Annotated in this window: 14 protein-coding genes; 11 read left to right on the forward strand and 3 right to left on the reverse strand. The window is 61.7% G+C overall.

What is annotated here, in order from left to right; genetic code table 11:
* Positions 1-127: 127 nt before the first annotated feature.
* The 6 genes from Cth01_RS18680 to kdoO all read left to right on the forward strand — a co-directional run bounded on the left by Cth01_RS18680 (position 128) and on the right by kdoO (position 7685).
* Positions 128-919, forward strand: coding sequence for a TrmH family RNA methyltransferase (locus Cth01_RS18680; RefSeq protein ID WP_045840060.1), 792 nt, complete (start codon positions 128-130; stop codon positions 917-919).
* Positions 920-1091: 172 nt separating this feature from the next.
* The gene (gene carA, locus Cth01_RS18685) at positions 1092-2264 is read left to right on the forward strand and encodes a glutamine-hydrolyzing carbamoyl-phosphate synthase small subunit (protein ID WP_012839119.1); all 1173 of its coding nucleotides are present in this window, start codon (positions 1092-1094) and stop codon (positions 2262-2264) included.
* Positions 2257-5508: a carbamoyl-phosphate synthase large subunit gene (carB, locus tag Cth01_RS18690; RefSeq protein WP_045840061.1), complete on the forward strand. Its 3252-nt coding sequence runs from the start codon at positions 2257-2259 to the stop codon at positions 5506-5508. Before carA ends, carB begins: the two co-directional genes overlap by 8 nt.
* A 220-nt stretch (positions 5509-5728) precedes the next feature.
* Positions 5729-6205 (forward strand): transcription elongation factor GreA, encoded by a 477-nt coding sequence (gene greA, locus Cth01_RS18695; RefSeq protein WP_003067350.1) that lies wholly within the window; start codon positions 5729-5731, stop codon positions 6203-6205.
* Between the two features lie 129 nt (positions 6206-6334).
* Positions 6335-6754: a DUF4149 domain-containing protein gene (locus Cth01_RS18700; RefSeq protein ID WP_003067348.1), complete on the forward strand. Its 420-nt coding sequence runs from the start codon at positions 6335-6337 to the stop codon at positions 6752-6754.
* 46 nt (positions 6755-6800) lie between these two features.
* Positions 6801-7685, forward strand: a complete 885-nt coding sequence (kdoO, locus tag Cth01_RS18705) for a Kdo hydroxylase KdoO (protein ID WP_045840076.1) — start codon at positions 6801-6803, stop codon at positions 7683-7685.
* A gap of 84 nt (positions 7686-7769) precedes the next feature.
* Here the strand turns inward: kdoO and Cth01_RS18710 are convergent, their stop codons facing one another.
* The gene (locus tag Cth01_RS18710; RefSeq protein ID WP_012839116.1) at positions 7770-8528 is read right to left on the reverse strand and encodes a glycosyltransferase family protein; all 759 of its coding nucleotides are present in this window, start codon (positions 8526-8528) and stop codon (positions 7770-7772) included.
* 62 nt (positions 8529-8590) lie between these two features.
* Entirely contained in the window at positions 8591-9061 is a 471-nt protein-coding gene (locus Cth01_RS18715; RefSeq protein WP_034358731.1) for a YhbY family RNA-binding protein, read from the reverse strand.
* A gap of 32 nt (positions 9062-9093) precedes the next feature.
* On the opposite strand from Cth01_RS18715, the gene Cth01_RS18720 reads away from it, so the two are divergent.
* The 5 genes from Cth01_RS18720 to ppk1 all read left to right on the forward strand — a co-directional run bounded on the left by Cth01_RS18720 (position 9094) and on the right by ppk1 (position 16745).
* Positions 9094-9756 (forward strand): RlmE family RNA methyltransferase, encoded by a 663-nt coding sequence (locus tag Cth01_RS18720; protein WP_003053442.1) that lies wholly within the window; start codon positions 9094-9096, stop codon positions 9754-9756.
* 246 nt (positions 9757-10002) lie between these two features.
* The gene (gene ftsH / locus Cth01_RS18725) at positions 10003-11925 is read left to right on the forward strand and encodes an ATP-dependent zinc metalloprotease FtsH (protein ID WP_003067340.1); all 1923 of its coding nucleotides are present in this window, start codon (positions 10003-10005) and stop codon (positions 11923-11925) included.
* Between the two features lie 71 nt (positions 11926-11996).
* Entirely contained in the window at positions 11997-12830 is an 834-nt protein-coding gene (folP, locus tag Cth01_RS18730) for a dihydropteroate synthase (RefSeq protein ID WP_045840062.1), read from the forward strand.
* Positions 12831-12881: 51 nt separating this feature from the next.
* On the forward strand, positions 12882-14216 hold the full coding sequence (gene glmM / locus Cth01_RS18735; RefSeq protein WP_003067335.1) for a phosphoglucosamine mutase: 1335 nt from the start codon (positions 12882-12884) through the stop codon (positions 14214-14216).
* A 462-nt stretch (positions 14217-14678) separates the two neighbouring features.
* Complete coding sequence (ppk1, locus tag Cth01_RS18740; RefSeq protein ID WP_045840077.1) at positions 14679-16745, forward strand: polyphosphate kinase 1; 2067 nt, start codon at positions 14679-14681, stop codon at positions 16743-16745.
* A 180-nt stretch (positions 16746-16925) separates the two neighbouring features.
* Here the strand turns inward: ppk1 and Cth01_RS18745 are convergent, their stop codons facing one another.
* Positions 16926-18407, reverse strand: a complete 1482-nt coding sequence (locus tag Cth01_RS18745; protein ID WP_034392670.1) for a Ppx/GppA phosphatase family protein — start codon at positions 18405-18407, stop codon at positions 16926-16928.
* Positions 18408-18688 lie beyond the last annotated feature (281 nt).

Here is an 18688-nt window from a genome sequence, read left to right on the forward strand (position 1 = left end):
GCGCGCCTGATCGACATTGTCTGCATTCCCGAGTGTGGCGCAGGGCCGCTTCGGGCGTTCTATCTTCTTGTTTCAAGCCCGGCCAGGCGCTTGCATGCCGGGTTTTTGTTTTTTCTCAGAGGTCGACATGGCTGCACGCCCCCAGGTCACGGACATTCATTCGCGCGACAACGCTTTCGTCAAGGAGCTGCGTCGTCTGTCCCAGGACAGCACGGCCTATCGTAAACAGGGGCAGGTCTGGCTTGAAGGCGATCATCTTTGCCGTGCGGCCCTGGTGCGGGGTCTGAAACCAAAGCTTGCCGTTTTTGCGCAGTCTTTCTGGCCTCAGGCGCCCGAGGAGTGGGTGCAGGCTGCCGGCAAGGTCGTGGTGCTGGCAGATGCCTTGTTCGACGAGATCAGCGCTCTGGAATCTCCTGCCCGCATGGGCTATGTGATGGACTGGGATGCGGGTGTGCAGGTGCAGCCGGGCGTTGCCACCGTGGTGCTGGACCGCGTCCAGGATGCCGGCAATGTGGGCAGCATCCTGCGCAGCGCGTCGGCCTTCGGCTTCACCCAGATCGTGGCGCTCAAGGGCACGGCCGCGCTGTGGAGCCAGAAAGTGCTGCGCGCTGGAATGGGTGCTCACTTCGGTCTGCATCTGGTCGAGGCTGCCTCGGTCGAGGATGTGCAAGCCCTGCAGGTGCCCCTGGTAGTGACCAGCTCCCATCAGGGGACATTGATCCATGAGGCCGACCTGCCATGGCCCTGTGCCTGGGCCATGGGCCATGAAGGGCAGGGTGTGGGCGATGCGCTGATGGAGATGGCGAGCCACCGCATCAGCATTGCACAGCCCGGGGGTGAGGAGTCACTCAATGTGGCCGCTGCCGCCGCGATCTGCCTGCATGCGAGTAGCGTAAGCATGCTACGCCGTAGAGGGTAATCCCGGGGCGCTTCAAAGGGGTGAAGCGGACAGAGCCTATAATGGGCGGCTTTCAAGCATTCCTTCATACGCCTAGCGACGCTTCCTCGCCATTCCCTGCAGACACAAATGTCCCAGCGCACATGCCGGGGCTTCGTTGGGCGTAACCGTAATTAAAAAACCGGAGAACCCAGTGCTTTTGTCTCTCAAGGGAAATTTCCCATCCGCCATTCTGGCGCTCGCAGACGGCACGGTCTTTATTGGCAACTCGATTGGTGCGCAAGGCACCACTGTTGGTGAAGTCGTTTTCAACACTTCGCTGACCGGCTACCAGGAAATCCTCACAGACCCCAGCTATTGCCAGCAGATCGTGACGCTCACGTATCCGCACATCGGCAACTACGGTGTCAATCCTGAAGACGTCGAAGCTGACAAGATCCATGCCGCAGGTCTCATCATCAAGAACCTGCCTTTGCTGGCCAGCAACTTCCGAAGCACCCAGACGCTGTCCGAGTACCTGACCGAAGGTAAGACCGTCGCCATCGCCAACATCGACACCCGCAAGCTCACGCGACTGCTGCGTGATCAGGGCGCGCAGAACGGCGCAATCGTGGGTCTGGCCGCTGGTGAAGAAGTCACCCAGGCCAGGATCGACGAGGCCATCGCTGCCGCCAAGGCTGCCCCCAGCATGAAGGGTCTGGATCTGGCCAAGGTCGTGTCCACCGACAAGTCCTACCCATGGACCGAGGCCGAGTGGACGCTGGGCGAAGGCTACGGCAAGCTCGAATCGCCCAAGTTCAAGGTTGTGGCCTATGACTTTGGCGTGAAGAAGAACATTCTGCGCATGCTGGCCGAGCGCGGTTGCGACGTGACCGTCGTGCCCGCACAGACTCCAGCCAAGGATGTGTTGGCTCTGAATCCGGACGGCGTGTTCCTGTCCAACGGCCCTGGCGACCCCGCGCCTTGCGACTACGCCATTGCCGCCGTGCAAGAGATCATGGCAGCCAAGATGCCGGTGTTCGGTATCTGCCTGGGCCACCAGATCATGGCTCTGGCCTCCGGTGCCAAGACCTTCAAGATGCAAAACAGCCATCACGGTGCCAACCACCCCGTCAAGGACCTGGACACCGGCCACGTCAGCATCACCAGCCAGAACCACGGTTTTGCGGTGGAGCTGGAGTCGCTGCCCGCCAATGCCCGCGCCACGCACATCAGCCTGTTTGACGGCACGCTGCAAGGTCTGGAGCGTACCGATGTGCCTGCCTTCTGCTTCCAGGGTCACCCCGAAGCATCGCCCGGCCCCAACGATATCGGCTATCTGTTTGACCGCTTCACAGCGCTGATGGAGAAACACAAAAATGCCTAAGCGCAACGACCTAAAAAGCATTCTGATCATTGGCGCCGGTCCCATCGTGATCGGTCAGGCCTGCGAGTTTGACTACTCCGGCGTGCAGGCCTGCAAGGCGCTGCGCGAAGAGGGTTACAAGGTCATCCTGATCAACAGCAACCCTGCCACGATCATGACCGACCCGGCCACGGCCGACGTCACCTACATCGAGCCCATTACCTGGCAGACGGTCGAGAAGATCATCGCCAAGGAACGCCCCGATGCCATCCTGCCCACCATGGGCGGCCAGACCGCGCTGAACTGCGCACTGGACCTGTGGAAGAACGGCGTGCTGGACAAGTACAAGGTCGAGCTGATCGGCGCCAAGCCCGAAGCCATCGACAAGGCCGAAGACCGTCTGAAGTTCAAGGACGCCATGACCAAGATCGGTCTGGGCTCCGCGCGCTCCGGCATCGCCCACTCCATGGACGAAGCCTGGGCCGTGCAAAAGCAGATGGGCTTTCCCACCGTCATTCGCCCCAGCTTCACGCTGGGCGGCACTGGCGGCGGCATTGCCTACAACCCCGAGGAATTTGAAACCATCTGCAAGCGCGGTCTGGAGGCTTCGCCTACCAACGAACTGCTGATCGAGGAATCCCTGCTGGGCTGGAAAGAGTACGAGATGGAAGTGGTGCGCGACACCGCCGACAACTGCATCATCGTCTGCTCCATCGAAAACCTGGACCCCATGGGCGTGCACACCGGTGACTCCATCACCGTGGCGCCGGCCCAGACACTGACCGACAAGGAATACCAGATCATGCGTAATGCATCTCTGGCCGTTCTGCGCGAAATCGGTGTGGACACGGGCGGCTCCAACGTGCAGTTCTCGGTGAATCCCAAGGACGGTCGCATGATCGTCATCGAGATGAACCCCCGCGTCTCGCGTTCCTCGGCACTGGCTTCCAAGGCCACGGGCTTCCCCATCGCCAAGATCGCGGCCAAGCTGGCCGTGGGCTTCACGCTGGACGAGCTCAAGAACGAAATCACCGGCGGCAAGACCCCCGCTTCGTTCGAGCCCTCGATCGACTACGTGGTCACCAAGATCCCGCGTTTCGCCTTCGAGAAGTTCCCTGCTGCCGACAACCGCCTGACCACGCAGATGAAGTCCGTGGGCGAAGTGATGGCCATCGGCCGTACCTTCCAGGAATCCTTCCAGAAGGCCTTGCGCGGCCTGGAAGTGGGCGTGGACGGCATGAACGAAAAGACCCAGGATCGTGAAATCCTGGAAAAGGAACTGGGCGAGCCCGGTCCCGACCGCATCTGGTATGTGGGTGACGCTTTCGCTGCCGGCTGGTCGCTGGACGAGGTGCACAACATCACCAAGATCGACAAGTGGTTTCTGGTGCAGATCGAGGAGATCGTCAAGATCGAACTCGAGCTGGACAAGCTCTACGAAGCTAAGGGCGAAGGCGCTCTGGCGGCTCTGGATGCGCAGACTCTGCGCACCCTCAAGCAAAAGGGCTTTTCCGACCGCCGCCTGGCCAAGCTGCTGCACACCAGCGATAAGGCCGTGCGCGAAGCACGCAAGGCGCTGAAGGTGCGTCCCGTGTTCAAGCGCGTGGACACCTGCGCGGCCGAGTTCGCTTCCAACACCGCATACATGTACTCCACGTATGACGAAGAGTGCGAAGCCGCTCCCACGGACAAGAAGAAGATCATGGTGCTGGGCGGTGGCCCGAACCGTATCGGCCAGGGCATCGAGTTCGACTATTGCTGCGTGCACGCCGCCATGGCCATGCGCGAAGATGGTTACGAAACCATCATGGTCAACTGCAACCCCGAGACCGTGTCCACCGACTACGACACTTCCGATCGCCTGTACTTCGAGCCCCTGACGCTGGAAGACGTGCTGGAAATCGTGGACGTGGAGCAGCCCGAAGGCGTGATCGTGCAGTACGGCGGCCAGACGCCTCTGAAGCTGGCTCTGGGCCTGGAGCGCGAAGGCGTGAAGATCATCGGCACCACGCCCGACATGATCGATGCCGCGGAGGACCGCGAGCGCTTCCAGAAGCTGCTCAACGAACTGGGTCTGCGCCAGCCTCCCAACGCCACTGCGCGTACCGAAGCCGAAGCCCTGGAAAAGGCTGCCGGCCTGGGTTACCCCCTGGTGGTGCGTCCTTCCTATGTGCTGGGCGGCCGTGCCATGGAAATCGTGCACGAGCAGCGTGACCTCGAGCGCTACATGCGCGAAGCCGTGAAGGTCTCCAACGACTCTCCCGTGCTGCTGGACCACTTCCTGTCCAACGCCATCGAGTGCGATGTGGACTGCGTGCGCGACAAGACCGGCGCCGTGTACATCGGCGGCGTGATGGAGCACATCGAGCAAGCCGGCGTTCACTCCGGTGACTCCGCCTGTTCGCTGCCTCCTTACTACCTGAAGGCCGAAACCGTTGCTGAGATCAAGCGCCAGACCGCAGCCATGGCCGAAGGCCTGCATGTGGTGGGCCTGATGAACGTGCAGTTCGCCATCAAGGAGGCTGACGGCCAGGACGTGATCTACGTGCTGGAAGTGAACCCCCGTGCCTCGCGCACCGTGCCCTTCGTCTCCAAGGCCACCGGCGTGCAACTGGCCAAGGTGGCTGCACGCTGCATGGCCGGCGACACGCTGGCCGAGCAGGGTATCACCAAGGAAGTCACACCGCCTTACTTCAGCGTCAAGGAAGCCGTGTTCCCGTTCGTGAAGTTCCCTGGTGTGGACACCATTCTCGGCCCCGAGATGAAGTCCACCGGTGAAGTCATGGGCGTGGGCAAGACCTTTGGCGAAGCCTTTGTGAAGAGCCAGATGGGCGCCGGCGTGCACCTGCCTGCCGAAGGCAAGGTCTTCCTGTCGGTGAAGAACAACGACAAGACCCGTGCCGTGGCCGTGGCCAAGGAGCTGGTTGCCATGGGCTACAGCCTGTGCGCTACACGCGGTACAGCTGCAGCGATTGCTGAAGCTGGCCTGGAAGTGCAAGCGGTCAACAAGGTGACTGAAGGCCGTCCTCACATCGTGGACATGATCAAGAACGGCGAGATCGCCCTGGTCATCAACACCGTGGAAGAGCGCCGCAACGCCATCGCCGACTCGCGCCAGATCCGTACCAGCGCGCTGTTGGCACGTGTGACCACCTTCACCACCATCTTCGGCGCGGAAGCGGCCGTGGAAGGCATGAAGGCCATGCGCGGCAATCTGGACGTGCACTCGGTGCAAGAGCTGCATGCCATGCTGACCAAGGCCTGAAAAGCCTGACGCCCGAAGCAGCCCGCAAGGGCTGCCGGGTTTTTACCGCACTTGTGCCACGGCAAACACGGCATAATCTGCGGTAATGTATTTGAACCGCCGCGCGGCAACGTGCGGCGGTTTGCTTTTGGGGCACAGGCCCCTGTTTGACGTTGTCACTCAGGACTGTGCGAGAGGTGCCGCGCTTGGCGCGGCGTTTGCTGAATTTGGAGACTCGATCATGGCCACCATCCCAATCACCAAGCGCGGAGCAGAAAAGCTCAAAGTGGAACTGCAACGCCTGAAGACTGTGGATCGTCCCGCGGTCATTCAAGCCATTGCAGAGGCCCGTGCTCAGGGTGACCTGAGCGAAAACGCCGAATATGAATCCGCGAAGGAGCAGCAGGGCTTCATCGAAGGCCGCATCCTCGAGGTCGAGGGCAAGCTGTCCGCCGCGCAGGTCATCGACCCGACCGAGCTGGATGCCGGCGGTCGCGTGGTGTTCGGCGCGACCGTGGATCTGGAAGATGAAGACAGCGGCTCGCCCGTGACCTACCAGATCGTGGGCGAGGACGAGGCCGACCTCAAGCATGGCCTGATCAATGTGTCCAGCCCCATTGCCCGCGCCCTGATCGGCAAGGAAGAGGGCGATACCGCCGTGGTGCAGGCACCGGGCGGCGAGCGTCGCTACGAGATCGTAGGCGTAAAGTACGTGTAAGCACCCCCTGAGGCGCTGCGCGCCTTCCCCCTCTCTGCCTCGCGGAGGGGGACAACATCTTCGCTGCGGGGCTGCCCTTGCTTGATGTTTCTGGCCTGGGCGCTGCGCCGCGTTCAAGGATTCGTGACTATGTACGAGCGTTTGCCTGTTTTCCTGGCCGCTTTATGGTGGGGCAGTCTGTGCTCCATTGGCTTTGTGGCCGTGCCGATGCTGTTTGCCCATCTGCCCACGCCGGCTCTGGCGGGCTTTATGGCGGCCAAGCTGTTCGCCGCGCAGACCTGGATTTCCATAGCATGTTGCGCTCTTCTGCTGGTGTTTTCAAAGCGAAAACATGCTGAAAAGATTGAGCAATGGGCGCAAGCAGCTATCGGTTTTGTTATCGCCGGCATGTTGCTGGCGCTGCTGGTGCAGTACGGCGTGTCGCCCAAGATCGTGGCGCGCGAGAACCTCAGGCTCTGGCATAGCGTGGGCACCGGCATGTATGCGCTGCAGTGGCTGTGCGCCGCCATCGTGCTGTGGCGTGTGGCGGGCGCGCGCAAGCCGGCTTGATCCAGTGCAAGCCCGCGCCAGCTGCGGGGAGTACACTGCCGAAGCCATGGAATCTCAAATCGTAAAAATCGACGCGACCGACTGGAGCCAGGTTCAGGGGCGCGATGAATGGACTGCTGCCGTCGAAGCCGGCAAGGTGCTGTACTTTCCGCAGCTGAGCTTTCAGCTGACCGAGCAGGAAAAAACCCTGCTGCGCCCCGATGTGCGCGATCCCAAGACGCGCAATATCAGCCTCAATGTGGATGGCTCGATCAAGGGCGTGGCGGGCGACGAGGCCACACAGACGCAGGTGGCTGGCATGGTCGGACGCTTTCGAGACCAGGCCACGGCGCTGATCGCAGGCCTGTTTCCCGCCTATATGCCGGTGGTGCGCATGGCACCCACCAGCTACCGACCTTCGCAGGTGGAAACGCGGGCGCAGTCCTGGCGTGCGGACGACAAGCGCATGCATGTGGATGCCTTTCCTTCGCGGCCCAACTATGGCGAGCGCATTCTGCGCGTCTTCACCAATGTCAATCCGGATGGCCAGCCCCGGGTCTGGCGGGTGGGCGAGCCCTTCACCGATGTGGCGAAGCGTTTTGTGCCGCGTGCCAAGCCCTACAGCGCCTGGCAGGCCAAGGCTCTGGAGCTGCTGCATGTGACCAAGTCCTATCGCAGCGAATACGACCATTTGATGCTGCAGTTGCATGACGGCATGAAGGGCGATCCCGACTATCAGAAAAATGCTCCCCAGGAAACCGTGCCTTTCGCGGCAGGTTCCACCTGGGTGTGTTTCTCCGATCAGGCAGTGCATGCCGTCATGTCGGGGCAGTACATGCTGGAGCAGACCTTGTTCCTGCCGCCAGGCAGCGAATACAACCCGGCGGCCAGCCCGCTGTCCATTCTCTCGCGCATGAAGGGGCATCCGCTGGTCGATGCCAAATATCGCTGATCCATCGGTCAGGCGAGCACAAAAAAGGCGTTGAACCTCGCGGTCAACGCCTTTTGTTTTTGAGGCTGCAACTGCAGCCGTCCTTCAGCCCCAGGCCTTCTCGATCCACCTGGCGGGCTCGATATGGCGAAAGCGCTTGTTGCGGCGGCCTTCCAGGGCATCGGGGGGGTTCACCTCGCCGTGGAAGATCACGATGCGCGCATCGGCCGGCGGCACTGGCTCCTTCCAGTAGTTGCTGGGCCAGGTCGGAATGCAGTAGTACTTGAAGCTGGGGCACCAGGCTGCAGGCCAGTAGTCCAGCTTGCCCTGCTTGTGCAGAAAGTGCGACAGATACTCCTGCTCGTTGCGGTACTTGCCGCGCATCTCTTCGGTGTGCGCGCGGAAATGCTCCAGCACATCGGCATGGGCACCCAGCTCGAAGCGGTAGACCGATGAGTTGCCGACAATGCGTTCGCCAAAGCGCCAGAAACGCGGATAGTCGTGAATGATGCGGAAGTCGCCGGGCAGCGTGAAGAATTCGTCGAGGCTGCCCACAATCACCACGTCCAGGTCCAGGAACAGCGCCTGACCCTTGAGGCCATGCAGGTCGCGCTCGAAGGTGGTGAGCTTCTTCCAGGCGCCGTCACGCTGGCCGGGCGCCAGATGGATGTTCAGGTCGGGGATGGGAAAGCACTCCACTTCGGAGCGAATCCCCTCTGTGCTGTCGGTCAGGCAGACAAAGCGAAAATCTCCGCTGAGATGGCGGCGCACCATGGCATAGAGTCGGTTGACGTACTCCGGGCCGTATTTGGTGCCCCATTTCATGCAAAGAATGTGGCGTTGCTGCTGTGTGGTCTGAACCATGGGTTGGCGGTCTCGGCGAGGAAATAAGGCAATGGGGCGGGCAGACAGGGCGGATCGGCAGATCAGTCCTGACGACCTTTCTTGACCGACTTCTGCTTGGGCTTGGCGCGCTTGATGGTGCCGCCGGCGGTCAGGCGCTGGTTGCCGAGCACGCGCAGTTGCTTGACTTCGGGCTTCTGGCCGGCGCGGCCGAACTTGAGCACCTTGACGTCGCGAGGACCGGGCATGCGGTCTTCGTCAAAGGCCTTTTCCTTTTCGGGAATAGGGCGCCACAGCACCAGCAGCTTGCCGATGTGCTGGATGGGAGCCGCGTTCAGCTCGTCGCAAAGTTGTTGATAGACCTGCTCGCGGGCTGCACGGTCGTCGCCGAAAACGCGGACCTTGATCAGACCATGGGCATTGAGTGCGGCGTCCACTTCCTTTTGAACGGCAGTGGTCAGACCATCGCCACCGATGAGGACGACGGGGTCCAGATGGTGGGCTTCGGCGCGGTGTTCCCGGCGCTGCGCGGGAGTTAATTCAATTTGGGGCATACCCGTATTATCAAGGCTGCGAGAATTCAGGCATGAAAACGAAAACCAAAAGCAAGAAGGTCAATAAGAATTGGCTGCACGATCACATCAATGACCCCTATGTGAAAGCCGCCCAAAAGGACGGCTATCGTGCGCGCGCGGCCTACAAGCTCAAGGAAATTGACGAGTCGCTCAAGCTGATTCAGCCCGGCCACACCGTGGTGGACCTGGGTTGCGCGCCCGGCGCCTGGAGCCAGTATGTGCGCCGTCGTCTCTCGCCCAGCGGTGCGGCCGTGGGCGAGCTCAACGGCCGCATCATCTCGCTGGATCTGCTGCCCATGGAGCCCATCGAGGGCGTGCATTACATCCAGGGCGACTTTCGTGAAGAGGCGGTGCTGGCGCAGCTTGAAGAGGCCATGGGTGGCGGCAAGGCCGACGTGGTGGTCTCGGATATGGCGCCCAATCTGTCGGGCCATGGCGCCACGGACGGGGCGCGGGTCGCGGTGCTCATCGAGATGGCCGTTGATTTTGCGATCAACAACATGAAGCCCGAGGGCGCGCTGGTGGTCAAGCTTTTCCACGGCAGCGGCTACAACGAGCTGGTGGATCTGTTCAAGCAGACCTTCAAGGTGGTCAAGCCCATCAAGCCCAAGGCTTCGCGTGACCGGTCTGCCGAGATTTTTCTCGTGGGAATGGGACTCAAGCAGGGCTCTTGACGGAGTTGCTGGCTTGCATAGGGGCATTTGACCTCATGGTTTGCTGCAGCAAACCAGTGAAACTGATAGCGCAAAGCCTTGATAAAACACAGGCTTAGGGTCGATTGTCTGCAGGGCCGTACCTTGCCTATGGCCGCTATAGGGGGAAATAGGCGTCTTTGGCGCTTGAAACACCTAAAATGAACCTCAACTAGGTCTGGAGTCCCCTCCGGGCCTTTACGTCTGAATATTCCATTGGAGCCCCGCTTGAACAATCAGTGGTTTTCAAAAGTCGCCGTCTGGCTGGTCATCGCCATGGTGCTGTTTACGGTGTTCAAACAGTTTGACACCCGAGGTGCTGGCGGTGCCTCTCATGTTGGCTACTCGGAATTCCTGGAGCAAGTGCGCAACAACCGTATCAAGAGCGCCACCATTCAGGAAGGTGCTGGCGGTACCGAGGTCGTAGCCACCACCACCGATGATCGCAAGATCCGCACCACAGCCACCTACCTGGATCGTGGCCTGGTGGGCGACCTGATCAACAACAACGTCAAGTTCGACGTCAAGCCACGTGAAGAAGGCTCGCTGCTCATGACGCTGCTCGTGAGCTGGGGCCCCATGCTGCTGTTGATCGGCGTATGGGTGTACTTCATGCGCCAGATGCAGGGTGGCGGCAAGGGCGGCGCCTTCAGCTTCGGCAAGTCCAAGGCGCGCATGCTCGACGAGAACAGCAATACCGTCACCTTTGCCGACGTGGCTGGTGCCGATGAGGCCAAGGAAGAAGTCAAGGAAGTCGTGGACTTCCTCAAGGACCCCAACAAGTTCCAGAAGCTCGGCGGCCGCATTCCCCGCGGTCTGCTGCTGGTCGGCCCTCCCGGTACCGGCAAGACGCTGCTGGCCAAGTCCATCGCGGGCGAAGCCAAGGTGCCTTTCTTCTCGATTTCGGGTTCCGATTTCGTTGAAATGTTCGTCGGCGTGGGCGCGGCACGCGTGCGCGACATGTTCGAAAACGCCAAGAAGAATGCACCTTGCATCATCTTCATCGACGAAATCGACGCCGTCGGTCGCCAGCGTGGCGCCGGCATGGGCGGCGGCAACGACGAGCGCGAGCAGACTCTGAACCAGATGCTGGTCGAGATGGACGGTTTCGAGACCAATCTCGGCGTGATCGTGGTGGCGGCAACCAACCGCCCCGACATTCTGGATGCGGCCTTGCTGCGCCCCGGTCGCTTCGACCGTCAGGTCTATGTGACGCTGCCCGATATCCGCGGCCGCGAGCAGATCCTGAACGTGCACATGCGCAAGATTCCCGTGGGCCAGGACGTGAACCCCGCCATCATCGCGCGCGGCACGCCCGGCATGTCGGGCGCCGATCTGGCCAACCTCTGCAACGAAGCTGCGCTGATGGCGGCACGCCGCAATGCGCGCACCGTGGAGATGCAGGACTTCGAAAAGGCCAAGGACAAGATCATCATGGGCCCCGAGCGCAAGACCATGGTCATGCCAGAGGAAGAGCGCCGCAATACGGCCTACCATGAAGCCGGCCATGCCTTGATCGGCAAGCTGCTGCCCAAGTGCGATCCCGTGCACAAGGTCACCATCATCCCGCGCGGCCGCGCACTGGGCGTGACCATGAGCCTGCCCGAGAAGGACCGCTACTCCTATGACAAGGAGTACATGCTCAACCAGATCGCCATGCTGTTTGGTGGCCGTATCGCCGAAGAAGTGTTCATGAACCAGATGACGACTGGTGCGTCGAACGACTTCGAGCGTGCGACCCAGATCGCCCGCGACATGGTGACGCGCTACGGCATGAGCGATGCCCTGGGCACCATGGTCTACTCCGAGCAGGAAGGCGAACCTTTCCTGGGCCGTACCTTCAGCCGTGGCTCCAATCTGTCCGAGTCCACCATGCAGAAGGTGGACGACGAAGTGCGTCGCATCATCGACGAGCAATATGCTCTGGCGCGCAAGCTGATCGAAGACAACAGCGACAAGATGCATGCCATGGCCAAGGCCATGCTGGACTGGGAGACGATCGACGCCGAGCAGCTCAACGACATCATGGCAGGCAAGGAGCCTCGTCCTCCCAAGGACTGGACGCCTCGCAACCCCCCCTCGTCGGATGGTGGCAATTCCTCGGGAGGCAATCCCGCATCGAATGCCGAGCCTTCGCCTACTACGGCTTGAGCGCCAAGCCTCATATACAAAAGGTCCCTCAGGGGCCTTTTGTTTTTGCACACTCAGATATCGGAAGATTTATGTCGCAACAGTGGCAAACCTCGCGTTTTCTCTTGCAGCTCGACAAGCCTCAGGTCATGGGCATCGTGAATGTGACGCCGGACTCCTTTTCGGACGGAGGCAGGCATGCCGGTGTGTCCCAGGCCATGGCCCATGCCGAGCTGCTGCTCCAGCAGGGCGCGCATATTCTCGATATAGGTGGCGAGTCGACCCGGCCGGGCTCGCCTGCGGTCAGCCTCGAAGACGAGCTGGCTCGCGTTCTGCCCGTGCTGCGCGAAGCCGTCAAGCTCAACGTGCCTGTCTCCATCGATACCTACAAGCCCGAAGTCATGGCTGCGTCTCTGGATCTGGGGGCAGACATCATCAACGACATCTGGGCGCTGCGCCAGCCCGGTGCCTTCGAGGTGGTGAGCAGGCACGCCAGCTGTGGCGTGTGCCTGATGCATATGCACAAGACCCCGCAAGACATGCATCTGGAGCATATGCAGGGCGATGCCGTGGTTCAAGTTCGGGACTTTCTGCTGCAGGTGACTCAGCCTTTGCTCGATGCAGGCGTTGCACGCTCGCGCATCGCCTGGGATTACGGTATTGGTTTCGGCAAGAGCGTGGTACAAAATTTTGCCTTGCTTGCACATCAGCGTGAGCTGCTGGGCCTAGACTTCCCTTTGCTGGCGGGCTGGTCGCGCAAGGGCTCCCTGGGGCAGGTGACCGGCCTGCCTGTGGATCAGCGCATGGTGCCCAGCGTCGCGGCGGCATTGCTGGCGATCGAACGTGGGGCCAAAATTGTGCGTGTCCACGATGTGAAGGATACGGTGGCTGCGCTGGCAGTCTGGCAGGCCATGCATGATGCGTAAGCGCTGCAGGCCTGATGACAGAGTATTGAATCTAAAAAGGACAACGAGAATATGGCACGACAGTATTTCGGCACCGACGGGATTCGCGGTACGGTGGGCAAGTCGCCCATCACGCCTGACTTCGCCCTGCGCCTGGCGCATGCCGTGGGGCGCGTGTTGCGCCGCACGCAAGAGCGCCCTCTGGTGCTGATCGGCAAGGACACCCGCATCTCTGGCTACATGCTGGAGAGCGCGCTCGAGTCGGGCTTCAACTCTGCCGGTGTCGATGTCATGTTGCTTGGCCCCTTGCCGACACCGGGCGTGGCCTATCTGACGCGTGCCCAGCGCGCCAGCCTGGGGGTGGTGATCAGCGCCAGCCACAACCCGTTTTATGACAACGGCATCAAGTTCTTCAGTGCCGAGGGCACCAAGCTGCCTGATTCCTGGGAAGAGGATGTGGAGGCCGCTCTCAAGGAAGACCCCGTCTGGGTGGATTCAGCCTCTTTGGGCAAGGCGCGACGTCTGGCCGATGCCGCCGGCCGTTATATCGAGTTCTGCAAAAGCACTTTCGATCACAGCCTGTCGTTGCGGGGCCTGAAGATCGTCGTGGATGCGGCCCATGGCGCGGCCTATCAGATTGCTCCCAAGGTCTTTCACGAGCTGGGTGCCAATGTGGTGGAAATCGGCTGCTCCCCGGACGGCCTGAACATCAACGAGGGAGTTGGCGCGACCCATCCCGAAGCGCTGGTGAGGGCGGTGCGTGCCAACAATGCCGACTATGGCGTGGCGCTGGACGGCGATGCCGACCGTCTGCAACTAGTCGATGCGCAAGGCCGTCTCTACAACGGCGACGAACTGCTCTATCTCATGGCAGCCGATCGTCTGGCGCGCGGCGACGTAGTCAGCGGCGTGGCGGGAACCCTGATGACCAATATGGCGGTGGAGCAGGCGCTCAAGGAGCAGGGCGTGGGTTTTGTCCGTGCCAAGGTGGGAGACCGCTATGTTCTGGAGGCGCTCAATGCCAAGGGCTGGCAGCTGGGCGGCGAAAGCTCGGGCCACCTGCTGGCGCTGGACAAGCACACGACCGGTGACGGCCTGGTCAGCGCACTGCAGGTGCTGCAGGCCTGCGTGCGCTCGAAGAAGACCATTGCCCAGTGGCTGGAGTCCGTGAAGCTGTTCCCCCAGGTCATGATCAATGTGCGCTTGCAGCCTGGTCAGGACTGGAAGAGCAACGCCAAGCTGCCTGGTGAGCAGGCAGCGGTCGAAAAGCTGCTGGGCAGTGACGGCCGTGTGCTGATCCGTCCCAGTGGTACCGAGCCCCTGGTGCGAGTCATGGTCGAGGCCAGGAGTGCGGACATGGCCAGCAACTGTGCCGAGCGTCTGGCCGAGGTGGTCAGGGCCAGCTGAAGCTGCGCAAACCCTGATGACTGTCATGAACAACGATGACAGTCATCTCTTGGTCATCTAATTGTCATAAACCATGGGCAGACTGCGGACATGCCCTCAGGGGCGCTTCAAGCTTTCGCAGGCTGCTGCCACATGTCCCAATCCGTATCTGCTTCCGACTCTTTTTTTCCCACTTCCATCACTTCATCTTCAGGGCAGGATCCGGTTGCAGTTTCCCCAGTGACCTCGCAGACCGATAGTCAGGCGCATGAGGCGGGACCTGCATCTCTGGGTCTGGCGCATATCTCGCTTGTGCCTCCCGTCACGACGGCGGTCGTCAACTCCGTGAGCGAGCCGGCAGCAGTTGCGCAAGCCGGGGCGGCCGGGCACCATGGTGTGCCCGGTGCCGTTTCTGACGCTGCGACACCGGCCCCTGCCAAAGCGCCGCGCCGACGCCGAGCGGCGTCCAAGAACGAGGTAGCCATGCCGCCTGTGATCGAGCCGACTCTGGAGCTGCTGGACCGCGATCAAAGCATTCTGGTCTTCAATGAGCGCGTGCTGAACTGGGCCGAGCGTGAGGATGTGCCGCTGCTCGAGCGCTTGCGCTATCTGTGCATCGTGTCTTCCAATCTCGATGAGTGGTTCGAGGTGCGCTGCGCCCCTCATGTCTCGGCCGCCAAGGTGGGCGATGAACAGGGCCCGTACTCGCGCGCCAGCTTCGAGCGACTGATGACCACGGCCCACGGCCTGGTGGCCAAGCAGTACCAGCTCTATAACCAGTCCATCATTCCCGCGTTCGACAAGCATGCGATTCGCCTGGTTTCTCACGGCGAGCGCAGCGTGGCTCAGCGCAAATGGGTGCGCGAGTACTTCATGCGCGAGGTGCAGCCCCTGCTGATGCCGGTGGGGCTGGATCCGTCGCATCCCTTCCCGCAGGTCGCCAACAAGGCGCTGAATTTCATCGTGCGCCTCAATGGCGTGGATGCCTTCGGGAGAGCCAATGAAGTGGCCATCGTGAAGGTGCCGCGCGCCTTGCCGCGCCTGATCCGTCTGCCCGAGAAGATCTCGGGCAAGCAAAAGCTGTTTGTCAGCATCTCCAGCGTGGTGCGTGCCCATCTGGCCGAGCTGTTCCCGGGGCGCGAAGTGTCGGAGTTCTCGCAGTTCCGTGTCACCCGCCACTCCGATCTGGCCGTGGATGAAGACGATGTGGTGGATCTGCGCATGGCCCTGCGCCAGGGCCTGCACCACCGTCACTACGGTCAGGCCGTGCGTCTGGAGGTGTCCTCGTCCTGCTCTGTGGTGCTCTCTGACCTGTTGCTGGAGCAATACGGCCTGCCGGCCGAGGCGCTGTTCCGCGTCAAGGGGCCGGTGAATCTGGTGCGCCAGATGCAGCTGATCGATCTGGTCGACGACCCGGCCCTGCTGTTTCCCAAGTGGAAGCCGGCCTGGCCCACGCAGCTCGTGCCCGGTCGCTCCATCCTGGCGCAGATGCGCAAGAGCGACATCATCATCCATCAGCCCTTCGAGAGCTTTGACGGCGTGCTGGAGTTGCTGCGCGAGGCCGTGAACGATCCGCAGGTGCTGGCCATCAAGCAGACCATCTACCGCACGGGCACGGACTCCGAGATCATGAGCCTGCTGGCCGAGGCCGTGAGCCGCGGCAAGGAGGTGCTGGCCGTGCTGGAGCTCAAGGCGCGCTTTGATGAAGAGGCCAATATCAACTGGGCGGAAAAGCTGGAATCGCTGGGCGTGCAGGTGGTGTACGGCGTGGTCGGCCTCAAGACCCACGCCAAGATGCTGCTCATCACGCGCCGTGAAAAGCGCAACAACCAGCTCAAGCGCTATGCCCATCTGTCCACGGGCAACTACAACGCCCGCAGCGCGCGCCTTTACACCGACATCAGCCAGCTGACCTGCGATGACGAGATCACGGCCGATATGGATGCGGTATTCCGCCACCTGTCCAGCCATAACACCATGCCCAAGCTGCAAAAGCTGGTCATGGCGCCGTTCCATCTGCAAAACCGCATGCTGGAACTGATCGACCTGGTGGCCGCCGCAGCGGCGCGGGGCGAGAAGGCACGCATGGTGCTCAAGATGAATGCGCTGACCGACGAGCCTTTGATTCGCGCCCTGGTCGAGGCGGGCCGCAAGGGCGCGCAGATCGATCTCATCGTGCGCGGCTCCTGCATGCTGCCAGCGCAGCGCCCGGGCGTGACGGACAATATCCGCGTGCGCTCCATCATCGGCCGTTTTCTGGAGCATTCGCGCGTCTTCTACTTTGCCTGGGGCCAGGAAGAAGAGCTGCTGCTGTCCAGTGCCGACTGGATGAATCGCAACATGCTCAGCCGCGTGGAGCTGGCCTGGCCGGTGCTGGACAAAAAGCTGCGCCAGCGCGTGATCGACGAGTGCCTGGTGGCCTATCTGGGCGACGACCGCGATGCCTGGACGTTGAATGCCTCGGGCATTTACCAAAAGCCCGCGCGTCCGCTGGAGGGCAAGGGCGCCCAGCAGGCCCTGATGGTGCGCTACGGCGGCAAGAGCGTTTGAATACTCTGAAAAGAGGAGCTTCTTGCGCCTAACATGCAACGTTTTCAGATATTTTTAGTATTGAAATCATTGTTTGACAGCTGCTTGCAGCTATCTTTTTGAAGGTTTCTGCAGAGCAAAAAAGGGACTGCCTCGCAGTCCCTTTGCCTTTTGCAGGCCGTGGCGGCTTGGCAGTTGATATCAGCGCAGCTGCAGCTTGAGGCTCCAGGGCGTCTTGCTCCAGGCCATGGCTTCCTCTTCGAGCAGGCGGGCGGATTGTGGGTAGGTCAGCATCCAACCCGAAGGTGTGGAGAGCTTGCATTCCGAACCCGAACGCTTGATCTGCATGCCCTGCATGTCAGGGTCGCGGCGGGTATGGCTCAACTGCACGGCAATGCGCAGTGCCATCAGCGGCAGGGCCAACTGCGGCTCCTCGATCGCGTCCTCCAGTTTGCGCAGCTTGCCCTGGTGACCCAGCACCAGCTGGCAGATGCGCTGGCGCAACTCGGGCTCCCAGGTGGCCAGACCGCAATGCTCGACGATATAGGCGCCGTGGCGGTGATAGTTGCTCAGGGCCACGCGCATGCCGACCTCATGCAGCTGCGCGGCAATGGCCAGGGCCTGAGTGCTCAGCGGCGCGGTTTCTGCGGGCAGGATTTGCTGGCACAGCTGGGTGGCAATGCGCTGAACGCGCTGGGCATGGGGTACGTCCACGCCGAAGTCCAGTTGCAGCGCGCCGACTTCCGCCGCTTCCTTGTCGGCAGGGGGCTCATGGTCGAGCAGGTCGTGCAAAGCTCCCTGGCGCAGTGCGCCCTGTGCAACTTCCAGCTCGGTAATGCCCAGCAGATCGACCACGGCCATCATCACGCTGATGCCGCCTGCGACCACCGGGCGGCGATCTTCCTTGAGGCCCGGCATGCGCAGGCGCTCCACATGACCGATGTCCAGCAGCAGCTCATAGAGGTAGCGCAGCTTGGCGGGCGTGATCACCTGTCCGTCCAGGCCCTGGGCCGTGAGAGCGTCGGCCACGGCGTTGGCTGTGCCGGAGGAGGCATAGGCGCAGTCCCAGGCCGTGCCCGGGTAGGCGAACTGGGCCTGGGCCAGGCATTGCTTGGCGGCGGCAACGGCGGCCTGGAAGTTGGCCTTGTTCAGTGCGCCGTCGCTGAAGAAACGGCTGCTCCAGGAGACGCTGCCCAGTGCGAACGATGCCACTTGCAGAGGCTGGCTGTGCTGGCCGATGATGATTTCGGTGGAGCGCCCGCCAATGTCGATGACCAGGCGTTTTTGCTGGCTGGGCGGCAGCGAGCTGGCCACGCCGCGATAGATGAGCCGGGCTTCTTCCTCGCCAGGGATGACTTCGATGGGAAAGCCCAGCAACTGGCTGCCACGCGTCACGAATTCGTCGGCATTCAATGCCTCGCGCAGGGTCTGGGTGGCTACAGCGCGGACATGCGAGGCATCAAAGCCCCTGAGGCGCTCCCCAAAGCGAGCCAGGCACTCCCAGCCGCGCTCCATGGCTTCGCGGGAGAGTTCCTGGCGCGAGTTCAGGCCATTGCCCTGGCGCACGGTTTCCTTGAGGTATTCCACACGCTCGATGCGTTGATGCGAGCCGATGCGGCCTATTTCAAGGCGAAAACTATTGGAGCCAAGGTCTACGGCGGCAAGCAGCGATTCAGGAGCCATTTCTGAGCCAATCAATGCGTTGTTGTTATGCGGGTTGGGGCACGGGCAGAGCATGAGCGTGATGGAACAGGCGACACATGCACCGGGCAGTGGAATATGCAATACGGGCCGTCATCGAGCTTGCGGGGCGCGGGGTTCAACCTCTGCCAAGTCAGGTATTTGCAGGTATTTGCCGAGTTGGGCCGCCAGAGTGCGCTCACGCTGTGTGACAGACTATGTCATACATTGCCGACGATCAGTCTCCAGCCTTGCGACAAGCTGTTACCCGGGCCGGGTCTGCG

Origin of the sequence: Comamonas thiooxydans, from assembly GCF_000964545.1 — a bacterium.
GTDB lineage: Bacteria > Pseudomonadota > Gammaproteobacteria > Burkholderiales > Burkholderiaceae_C > Comamonas > Comamonas thiooxydans.

Coding starts and splice junctions, on each gene's coding strand:
- Cth01_RS18680 (WP_045840060.1), top strand. CDS start 128: ATGGCTGCACGCCCCCAGGTCACGGACATTCATTCGCGCGACAACGCT.
- carB (WP_045840061.1), top strand. CDS start 2,257: ATGCCTAAGCGCAACGACCTAAAAAGCATTCTGATCATTGGCGCCGGT.
- greA (WP_003067350.1), top strand. CDS start 5,729: ATGGCCACCATCCCAATCACCAAGCGCGGAGCAGAAAAGCTCAAAGTG.
- Cth01_RS18700 (WP_003067348.1), top strand. CDS start 6,335: ATGTACGAGCGTTTGCCTGTTTTCCTGGCCGCTTTATGGTGGGGCAGT.
- kdoO (WP_045840076.1), top strand. CDS start 6,801: ATGGAATCTCAAATCGTAAAAATCGACGCGACCGACTGGAGCCAGGTT.
- Cth01_RS18710 (WP_012839116.1), bottom strand. CDS start 8,528: ATGGTTCAGACCACACAGCAGCAACGCCACATTCTTTGCATGAAATGG.
- Cth01_RS18715 (WP_034358731.1), bottom strand. CDS start 9,061: ATGCCCCAAATTGAATTAACTCCCGCGCAGCGCCGGGAACACCGCGCC.
- Cth01_RS18720 (WP_003053442.1), top strand. CDS start 9,094: ATGAAAACGAAAACCAAAAGCAAGAAGGTCAATAAGAATTGGCTGCAC.
- folP (WP_045840062.1), top strand. CDS start 11,997: ATGTCGCAACAGTGGCAAACCTCGCGTTTTCTCTTGCAGCTCGACAAG.
- glmM (WP_003067335.1), top strand. CDS start 12,882: ATGGCACGACAGTATTTCGGCACCGACGGGATTCGCGGTACGGTGGGC.
- ppk1 (WP_045840077.1), top strand. CDS start 14,679: ATGCCGCCTGTGATCGAGCCGACTCTGGAGCTGCTGGACCGCGATCAA.
- Cth01_RS18745 (WP_034392670.1), bottom strand. CDS start 18,407: ATGGCTCCTGAATCGCTGCTTGCCGCCGTAGACCTTGGCTCCAATAGT.